We start from the raw sequence: 9,054 nt of genomic DNA, 5'->3' as shown, positions 1-9,054 counted from the left end.
CCTTTTTTCACCAAATTTTCTCTCAGCTCTCTTCCGAACTTTTCCGTTTCCTTCCGACAGGTTCAACCTTCCCATTTACTAATTCCCAAATTTCCTCATTCCTACATTTTCTACGCACCCAATTTACTATTTTTATCCCTCCTCTCACAATAAGTATGACCCAATTAGCCATTAATCATTCACCATTCACCATTAATCAGATTTTTTTCTTTACATAAGCGAGAATAAGAAAAAATTATTTCTAAAATGTAATTTTACTAAATAATTGATTTTCCGATACTTGTATGCTTTTGCAGCATAAATCCATCTTTTTAAATAAAAATATTTAATAAAAAACTTGTTTATATTGTTATTTTTTATTTTACTTTGCGCCGTAAAATTAAATAATGTAAAAATATACCTTGTGATTTAAAACTGTAGGAAGTATGAATGAATATTTATTAACAATTAGAAATATAGTAACCCTATGGTTGCTATGTTTGGGTACTTCCTCTTTATGGGCACAAACGCTCGAGGTAAAGGGGAGAGTGACCGATGACAGTAATCAGCCCTTAATGGGAGTGAGTGTAGTAGTGAAAGGTACTACCCAAGGAGTGAGTACCGATATGGAGGGGAATTATACCCTTGCTAATGTGCCTCGTGGGGCTACTTTGGAGATTTCTTATATAGGTATGATTACCCAAAAGATTGCTGTCAATGGACGTTCGCTTATCAACGTACAGATGAAAGACGAAAACCAACAGCTCGACGAAGTGGTAGTCGTAGGCTATGGTACTCAAAAGAAATCGAGTATGACGGCTGCCGTATCTTCGGTATCGGCTAAAGAGGTGCAAAAGCAGGTAACTGCCAATGTGGCTTCAGCCTTGCAAGGGCGTACACCTGGGGTGGAAATCTTGCAACGCGGAGGTATTGCGGGTGCCGAGGTAAATATCGTAGTGCGTGGAGCGGGTTCGTTTGGAGCTACCGCCCCGCTTTATGTAATCGATGGAGCAATAGCCGATGGACTCGATGCTCTCAACCCTTCCGATATCGAGTCGATAGAGATTCTCAAAGACGGTTCAGCAGCAGCTATCTATGGTTCGCGCGCTGCCAATGGGGTGGTACTCGTTACTACCAAAAATGGTAAGAGTGGTAAAACCATAGTAGAGGTCGATGCTTCTTATTCTTACCAAACGCCTTCTAAAATGCTCGATATGATGAATGCTGAGCAATGGCGCACTTTTGCTAATCAAGTAGCCGACAACAGTCCGGCTTACGACCGTGCCCCTCAAAACGTAAACCCTACCGACCCTAACCGTAGCACCGATTGGCAAGATTTGTACTACCGCAATGCGCCAATGAGTAGCTTCAATGCCAGCGTATCAGGTGGTGGCGAAAACTCTACTTTCAACACCAGCTTGGGCTATGTAAGGCAAGAAGGGATTATCATCAAATCGGAATACGACAAATACAACGCACGTATCAACTCTACTTTCAAAAAGGGTAGATTTTCCTTGACAGAGAAACTATCGATTGCCAATACTAAGAAAGTAGCTCCTCCTAGTGTTCGTACGCTCGAAATGCCTACTATTCCTGTAACTGATGAAAATGGACGTTATATTTCTACAGCTGCTTCAAAAGGCTATTCTATCACCAATAGTAATATTTCTAATCCCTTGGCAGCTATTTATAAACAAGATGCTTTCACCCGGAACACTAGTGCTACGGGAAGTTTATCAGGAGCTTTTAAACTGATGAAAGGTTTGCAATATAAGCTAAATGTAGCAGGTACTTATGTAAATACCAATACCTATAAACACACTCCTGCTTATAATACCTTCTTTAATCCTGATGGTACTCCTGATGCCAAACTCAATCAAACAGGACGTACTTCATTATCGGAAGGTAGAGCGGAACACTTCAATTATACTATTGATAATCTGCTCACTTTTAACCGTACTTTTCAAAAGAAACACCATTTCGATGTGCTATTAGGTACCAGCTGGATGCGCGATTTTTACCGTAAAAACTCTATCAGTTCAGGGGTGAACGATTTAGGAGCCCCTACCGTAAAAACGTATAATGGCGAAGGGGTAGTAGGATCTAACCAACTAAATAGTGCGTTACTTTCTTTCTTTGGTCGTTTGAATTACGACTACAACAACAAATACCTGCTATCGCTTAGCTTGCGCCGTGATGAGTCGTCTAAATTTGCCAAAGGGCATCGTGTAGGCTATTTCCCTTCAGCTTCTGTGGGTTGGAATATCCATTCTGAGCCTTGGTTCGACACTGAATTACTCAGCAAACTGAAAGTACGCGCCAGCTATGGTGAATTGGGAGCTAACTTTATCGACCCTTATACTTTCTTAAACTTGGCTTATGGTCCTGTACCAGCTATTTTCGGTAGTAGCCGTCAGTATGGTTATGTTACTCGCTTTGCACAACAAGACCTTACGTGGGAAACTTCTATTACCTCCAATGCAGCTATCGAAGTAGGAGTGCTTAACAATATGCTCACCTTCACAGCCGAATACTTTATCAAGCGCAACAACAATTTGTTAGCACCGCTCGAATCACTACCTTCTTCAGGGCAAACTATCACTATCAACAAAGGAGCGGTACCCAATTACAATACGGCTTCGGTTGAAAACAAAGGGTTAGAGTTTTCTTTGGAATTCAGGAAGAAATGGGATGATTTCACTCTTAACTTTCAAACCAATCTTACCTATATGCAAAATAAAGTGTTGGCATTGGGTGAAGGAGTACAACCTATTCGTGGAGAGTTGATGAGTGCTAAGTTTAACGACCGTCCTACCATTACTAAAGAAGGCTTGCCTATCGGTACTTTCTGGGGCTATAAAGTAGTAGGAATTAATGACCAAGGCGATTTTCTTTATCAAGCCAAAGACGGCACTGCTAAGCTGGCTAAACAGCTAAAAGAAGACGATAAACAAGTAATCGGGAACCCTACTCCTGATTTCACTTTTGGCTATAACCTCAATTTGAATTATAAGAATTGGGATTTCACCGCTTTCTTTCAAGGAGTAGCAGGCAATGAAATTTTCAATGCCGAAAAGTATGATTTGTACTTCAACTATAATAGTAATGCGCCTGTAGATGCCTTAAATTCTTGGACACCTACCAATCGCAATACCAAGTTGCCTATCGCTAAAACCGATAACTACAACGGTGGGAACGCTTTGCCCAGTACGTTCTATATAGAAGATGGCTCGTATTTGCGCCTTAAAAACGTGCAAATAGGCTATACTTTTCCTGAAACATTACTCAAAAAGATAGGAGGCTTACGCTCTTTGCGTATTTATGGCAGTGCTCAAAACCTCTTTACCCTCACTAACTATTCTCTTTACGACCCTGAGGTAAGTAGCAACGCTTTGTTCAACAAAGGTATTGACGGCTTGGAAGCCAATGCTCCTGCTATCAATGCCCGCGTGTATAATATGGGATTAAAACTCACTTTCTAAACTAAAAACAAAATGAAAAAGATAGTATATAAAGCTGTATTTGCAGCCTGTCTTATAGGGCTTACGGCTTGCGAAAAAACATTCGATGAATTGGCGAGCAACCCTAACCAACAAGACGTAAATGGGTTTTACAATACGCCACAAAACATTAATAAAGGGGTAATAGGTATCTATGCCTATATTACTACCCCTCGTGCAATGGGTACTGCGGGGCGCTTGCAAATCAATCGTGGTGATGAGAGTAGCGACTGCTCCGACTATGGAGAACCTGGTCAGTATTCGGCTAACCTATCCAGCTCTTGGTATACCATTGTGCAACCTTATGCGCTCTTCTATACTGCAGCTTCTCAAGCCTGCCAAATGATAGAAGCAATTCCTAATGTAAACTTTACGAACCAACAGTTGAAAAATGCCTATTTGGGTGAAGCCTATTTTTTAAGGGCTTATACACACTGGTTTTTATTTCTCAACTTTCGCAATATCCCGTTGATGAAAGAATTGCCAGCCTCTGCCAAAGACTACAAACCTCAGGCAACTCCTGAAGAGGCTTGGAATTTTATCATATCAGACCTTAAACGTGCTAAAGAACTTTTACCCGAAAAAGGCTTTTGGAAAGGTGAATCGGTAGGACGTGTAACCAAAGGCTCGGCTATTGCTCTGCTCGGTAAAGCTTATTTGTACCGTTCGGGTATTGAACGCTATTATGGCAACAGTACCGCTACCTATTACAACGAGGCAGCTGCCGAGTTCAATGAGCTTATTGTTAGTGGTAAATACCGCTTGGTAGCCGATTATAACGATAACTTTAAAGTCGCTACCGAAAACAACGATGAGTCTATTTTCGAACTCCAATTTTTGGGCGATGTAACCAATACAGGCTTTAACCCAGGTTTGTCTAACAGTGGGGTATGGCGTGACCCTCGTGGCTATCTGCCTCCTACCAATAAAATTGCCAGCAGTAGTGTAATTCACGATTGGGTCTACAATACCTTTGTTAATTCTAAAGATGCCTCAGGTCATACCGACCCTCGTATGTTTGGCACTTTGATTTTTGATGATACCAAGCCAGAAATCAATGCCCGTACAGGTGATGAAGTGCGTATTTTTGACAATAAGACTTTTAAGGAATATTATGGAACCAAAGGTTTTGGGGTAGCCAAAGCACAAGCTAAGAAGTATAAAGCAGCTTGCCGTAAGGGTATCGACTGGACACTACCTACTAATAACCCTGGTAATAACTTCTATATGTGGAACGGTAGGGCTAATGGCTTAAACCAAATAGAAATTCGCTACGCCGATGTATTACTAATGTATGCCGAAGCGGTAGTAAATGGTGGTACGCAAGGCTCATTGAGTGCCTTAGACGCTGTAAACCAAGTGCGCGCCCGTGTAGATATGCCAGCAGTGGTTTCAGTAGATATGAACGTGATAGAACGCGAGCGCATCTTAGAACTCACCCAAGAAGGGCATCGCTTTTTCGACCTCCTTCGCTGGGGCAAGTTAGTACAACGTTTCCGCGAATTGGAGGGTAGTGACCCCAATTTCAAACAGTATAACAATTCGGCTTACCTTGGCTTCCAAGAACACAAAAACGAGTGGTTACCGCTACCCGTAGATGAAGTAGAAGGCAACCCCTATATTCAACATAATAATCCTGGTTGGTAATGATGAAAAAAATAATACTTTTACTTTTAATTACTTTATTTGTAAAGTCTTTCGGTCAGGAGCTTCATAACGGCATTCAGCTACCTGCTGAGTGGCCACCCCGTTATGAAGAGCCTACTGAGAGAAAAGAAATGCCCGTGCCCTATTTACAGCACAAACCTGCTGTCATCCCTATCAATACGGGCAGACAACTATTTGTAGACGATTTTTTGCTCAGCGAAAACCACTTGCAGAAGGTCTATCACACCCCCACTTACTATGCGGGCAACCCTGTATTGGAACCCGATAAAGAGTGGGAGAAAACCACCCAAGGAGCGGTTTATGCTTCGCCTTTCAGCGATGGGGTATGGTATGACGAGCGTGACGGTAAGTACAAAATGTGGTACCTTACTGGGGCAGGCACGTTGCACAAAGAAGACCCGCAGACTTTCTACACCGGTTATGCCGAATCAACCGACGGCAAACACTGGGTGAAACCTAGTGTAGGGGTGTATGGCAATACCAATATCGTAGAGACATCTAACCGTGATGCAGCTACCGTATGGCTCGACCGCAATGAAAAAGACCCTGCCAAACGCTGGAAACTCTTCAATGTAGAACGTCGCCCGTCCGACCGCCGTTGGCAGTTTGTACTCAAATACTCTCCCGATGGTATTCATTGGAGTAAAGGGGTAGCGCAGTCAGGTGATATATACGATCGTTCTACTGCTTTCTATAACCCTTTCACTAAAAAATGGGTCATCAGTATGCGCTATGGCACCCCCGTATCAAGCCGTTCACGTGCTTATGTAGAACATTCAGACCCTGAGACTCTTGTATCGGTAACCCACCGCATACGCAAAGACGACCGTGATAAGTACGTACACTTTTGGTTTACCCCCGATGATAAAGAGCTACGCCACGAGAAATACCCCGAAGTAGAGCCTGGTATCTATAATTTCGATGCGATTGCTTACGAGAGTATCATACTCGGTTTCTACAGTGCGTGGGCAGGACCTGAAAACAAAGTATGCGAGCAGGATAAGATACAAAAGCGTAATGTGATTTCATTGGGTTATAGTCGCGATGGTTTTCACTTTGCTCGCCCTACTCACCAACCCTTTATGAATGTGAACGAAACTAAAGGAGCGTGGAACTGGGGCAATATGCAGTCGGTAAATGGTGTGCCTATCATTGTAGGCGATTCGCTTTACTTCTACGCCAGCGGTCGTAGGCTTAGCGATGTGTTCTGGGATAGCCATACCTCTACAGGCTTGGCTACCTTGCGACGCGATGGTTTTGTATCGCTCAAAGCTGATAAGAAAGAGGCTTTTGCCACTACCGAAAAGGTATCTTTCAACGGTGAATACCTCTTTGTAAATGCAGCAGTCAAGAAAGGCAAACTATTAGTAGAAGTGTTGGACGAAAGTGGCTCTCCTATTCCAGGTTTTACTAAGAAAGACTGTGTAGTTTTGCAAAAAACCGACAGCACTAAGGTGCGTGTACAGTGGAAAAACAATGCTACTCTCACAGCACTCAAAGGCAAGCCCGTACGCTTTAAATTTTATCTTACCAATGGCGACCTCTACGCTTTTTGGGTATCTCCTTGGGAAACCGGTGAAAGTCGTGGCTATACAGCAGGAGGTGGCAAAGGTTTAAATCCTAATGGTATAGATGAACCGTAAAAATTAGCAATTTTGAAAATTAGCAAATGAGCAAATGAACCTCCTAATTCTTATATTGCCCGTATAGTTCACTCTTTTGTGGCTTGTCCCCCTTCGGGGGTTCGGGGGCCATTGACAAATTAGTAAATGAGGTTAACCCCAAAATTTCGTATTAGAACAATCTTTCTCATAAATACTCACTTTTGCGGCTTGCCCCCCTTCGGGGGAATAGGGGCAATCGACAAATTAACAAATCGACAAATGAAAAGAATAATACTTTTACTTTTAATTACTTTATGTATGAAGTCTTTCGGTCAGGTACTTCATAACGGTATAACGCTACCTTCACACTGGCCACCCCGTTATGAAGAGCCTACTGAGAGAAAAGAAATGCCCGTGCCGTATTTGCAGCACAAGCCTGCGGTTATTCCTATCAATACGGGCAGACAACTGTTTGTAGACGACTTTTTGCTCAGTGAAAACCACCTTCAAAAGGTCTATCACACACCGCGCTTCTACGCTCAAAATCCAGTACTCAAAGCTGATAAACCTTGGGAAAAAACTAAGGAAGGCTATCCTTATGCTGCTCCTTTTAGCGATGGAGTGTGGTATGACGAACAAGATAACAAGTTTAAGATGTGGTACTTAGCAGGTGCCTCTCAGGCAAATGGTGCCAAACACGGTTTAGCTACCTGCTATGCCGAATCGGTTGATGGTAAGCATTGGACGAAACCTTCGTTAGACATAGTGCCTGGCACTAACTATGTAGATGTGAATAACCGTGATGCCGCCACGGTATGGCTCGACAAACAGGAAAAAGACCCCGCTAAACGCTTTAAGTTCTTCAATGTAGAATACAAAGCGATGAATAACATAGAGTACAAAAGCGACTATGCTCAATACCAAATCGTGTTGAAATATTCACCCGATGGCATTCACTTTACGGACAAAGGAGTAGCACACTCAGGTAGTATTACCGACCGCTGTTCGGCGTTCTATAATCCTTTTACCAATCGGTGGGCTATTAGTATGCGCTATTCGGTGCCTGAGGTATCTAACCGTTCGCGCTCTTATTTAGAGCACACTAATGTAGAAGATGCTGTAAGTCTTGCTCATATGATGAGTCGACAGCTACACGAGAAATATCAAGTATTCTGGTTCACCCCCGATGATAAAGAAAAACGCCACCCCGACCACCCCGAAGTAGCTCCTGGTATCTATAATTTCGATGCCATTGCCTATGAGAGTATCATACTCGGCTTTTATAGTCAGTGGCAAGGACCTGAGAATGGCATTTGCAAAAAAGCGATGATGCCTAAGCGCAACGAAGTGCAGTTAGGTTATAGTCGTGATGGCTTTCACTTTGCACGCCCTACTCACCAGTCTTTTATGGGGGTAAACTCTACCGAAGGGGCTTGGAATTACGGCAATATGCAGTCGGTGAATGGAGTGCCTATTATTGTAGGCGACTCGCTTTATTTTTACAGTAGTGGTCGCTCTAAAAACAATATCTGGTGGGATGCCGGTATGAGCACCGGCTTGGCTACCTTACGTCGTGATGGTTTTGTATCGCTCAAAGCTGACAAGAAAGAGGCTTTTACCACTACCGAAAAAATCAGTTTTGATGGTGAATACTTCTTTGTAAATGTGGCAGTCAAGAAAGGAAAACTATTAGTAGAAGTGTTAGACGAAAGCGGCTCTCCTATTGCAGGTTTTACTAAGAAAGACTGTGTAGTATTGCAAAAAATCGATGGCACTAAGGTACGTGTACAGTGGAAAAACAACGCTACCCTCACAGCACTCAAAGGGAAGTCCGTACGCTTTAAGTTCTACCTTACCAATGGCGACCTTTACGCTTTTTGGGTATCTCCTTGGCAAACCGGTGAAAGCCGTGGCTATACAGCAGGAGGTGGCAAAGGCTTAAATCCTAATGGTATAGATGAACCATAAGAATTAATAAATTAGTAAATTTGTCAATTAGCAAATCGACAAATCACTTTTTCGGCTTGTCTTCCTTCGGGGGAACGGGGGCTACTAACTCCTAACGACTAACGTTCTCGCTAGTACGAGCTTGTAGCTCGTACCTCCTTTTAAGAAACCCAGCAACAGCTGTGTATGTGCACTGCAATAGCGGAGTATGTGTAAAGGGGGATGTTATTTCCAGTGCCTATGGCCTAAGGCCTATCACCTCTTCCTTTTTCTTTCGCCTCGAAACCCCGATTTTAACATTTTTAACACTGTCGTATTATAGTATGAATCAATTATTTATATACCCTTCCTATACC

General features: G+C 42.8%; 4 protein-coding genes. All 4 read left to right on the top strand.

What is annotated here, in order from left to right; translation table 11 throughout:
* Positions 1–425 precede the first annotated feature (425 nt).
* The 4 genes from HMPREF9072_RS00020 to HMPREF9072_RS00005 all read left to right on the top strand — a co-directional run bounded on the left by HMPREF9072_RS00020 (position 426) and on the right by HMPREF9072_RS00005 (position 8,719).
* Positions 426–3,461, top strand: a complete 3,036-nt coding sequence (locus HMPREF9072_RS00020) for a TonB-dependent receptor (protein ID WP_009409890.1) — start codon at positions 426–428, stop codon at positions 3,459–3,461.
* Between the two features lie 12 nt (positions 3,462–3,473).
* Positions 3,474–5,126 (top strand): RagB/SusD family nutrient uptake outer membrane protein, encoded by a 1,653-nt coding sequence (locus HMPREF9072_RS00015; protein WP_009409889.1) that lies wholly within the window; start codon positions 3,474–3,476, stop codon positions 5,124–5,126.
* The gene (locus HMPREF9072_RS00010; RefSeq protein WP_009409888.1) at positions 5,126–6,790 is read left to right on the top strand and encodes a hypothetical protein; all 1,665 of its coding nucleotides are present in this window, start codon (positions 5,126–5,128) and stop codon (positions 6,788–6,790) included. Before HMPREF9072_RS00015 ends, HMPREF9072_RS00010 begins: the two co-directional genes overlap by 1 nt.
* Before the next feature lie 240 nt (positions 6,791–7,030).
* Entirely contained in the window at positions 7,031–8,719 is a 1,689-nt protein-coding gene (locus HMPREF9072_RS00005) for a hypothetical protein (protein WP_034565893.1), read from the top strand.
* The last annotated feature ends 335 nt before the right edge of the window (positions 8,720–9,054 follow it).

Origin of the sequence: Capnocytophaga sp. oral taxon 324 str. F0483, from assembly GCF_000318315.2 — a bacterium.
Taxonomy (GTDB): domain Bacteria; phylum Bacteroidota; class Bacteroidia; order Flavobacteriales; family Flavobacteriaceae; genus Capnocytophaga; species Capnocytophaga ochracea.
Note: the sequence above shows the minus strand (reverse complement) of the source record. Positions and strands in the feature narration are given on the sequence as shown.

What these genes read in the sequence shown, in the direction of transcription:
- HMPREF9072_RS00020 (WP_009409890.1), top strand. Translation starts at nt 426, where the DNA reads ATGAATGAATATTTATTAACAATTAGAAATATAGTAACCCTATGGTTG.
- HMPREF9072_RS00015 (WP_009409889.1), top strand. Translation starts at nt 3,474, where the DNA reads ATGAAAAAGATAGTATATAAAGCTGTATTTGCAGCCTGTCTTATAGGG.
- HMPREF9072_RS00010 (WP_009409888.1), top strand. Translation starts at nt 5,126, where the DNA reads ATGATGAAAAAAATAATACTTTTACTTTTAATTACTTTATTTGTAAAG.
- HMPREF9072_RS00005 (WP_034565893.1), top strand. Translation starts at nt 7,031, where the DNA reads ATGAAAAGAATAATACTTTTACTTTTAATTACTTTATGTATGAAGTCT.